This window comes from Clostridium sp. DFI.1.208 (assembly GCF_024463855.1).
Classification (GTDB): Bacteria; Bacillota_I; Bacilli_A; order Erysipelotrichales; family Erysipelotrichaceae; genus Clostridium_AQ.
Genome location: NZ_JANGCA010000245.1, coordinates 1 through 322 on the forward strand (window position 1 = coordinate 1; position 322 = coordinate 322).

The 322-nt window shown below is 55.3% G+C and carries 1 protein-coding gene; it reads right to left on the bottom strand.

All coding sequences use genetic code 11. From position 1 onward, the window contains the following. Positions 1–74: 74 nt before the first annotated feature. Positions 75–322: hypothetical protein (locus tag NE665_RS24230; RefSeq protein WP_256302748.1), on the bottom strand; the 248-nt coding region annotated here is incomplete at its 5' end.

A 322-nucleotide genomic window follows, 5' to 3' on the forward strand; every position in this document is an offset into this window, starting at 1 on the left:
CCAGCACATCCTTCTCCATCAGCTTCCCCTTCAGCTCTCCCCAGTTGTCCTCATATCTTCTTACACACATACCTTCAACTCTCCTTACGTCTCTTCCTTATCCTGCTTCCCTTTCCGCTCTTTTTCATATACAGGCCGCCGACCAGACTCACCCCGAGGAAACCAGCTGCCGCAAACATCGCTGTGCTTCCCAGTGCCAGCTTCTGATCCACCCTTCGGCTTCCACCGACCAGTCCGCTCACCCACGTGTTCAGACTCTTCTCCTCCACCGGCAGACTGCGCTGTGAAAACACATAGTCCTTCCCCGGTGCCATCCTCACCT